The sequence below is a fragment of the Actinospica durhamensis genome, assembly GCF_018139695.1.
GTDB lineage: Bacteria > Actinomycetota > Actinomycetes > Streptomycetales > Catenulisporaceae > Actinospica > Actinospica durhamensis.
Window position 1 is genome coordinate 1 of the sequence record NZ_JAGSOG010000941.1, and the last position, 244, is coordinate 244.

Annotated in this window: 1 pseudogene; it reads right to left on the reverse strand. The window is 58.6% G+C overall.

The window, feature by feature from the left end:
* Positions 1 to 147: 147 nt before the first annotated feature.
* Positions 148 to 244: pseudogene (locus KDL01_RS42870) on the reverse strand (IS5/IS1182 family transposase); the annotation flags it as partial.

The window sequence follows — 244 nt, forward strand, 5'->3', positions numbered from 1 at the left end:
CTAGACAGCCATCCGCCCGAACCGCGGGGTGCACTTACCGGCAAGGCGCACGAACCGGACGAACACCGCACCCGACATACCCCATGTTCGGACGAAATACCATGCTCAAACGCCCAGTTAGAGGGCGTTCGATAGGTGTTTTTCACCCTAGTATGTCCCTCTCCAGGTTGGTGTGCTCTCGTCCGTTATGCGCTTGCTGACGTTGTCGATCATCGCGAGGTGGATCATGGCCTCCGAGCTCGTG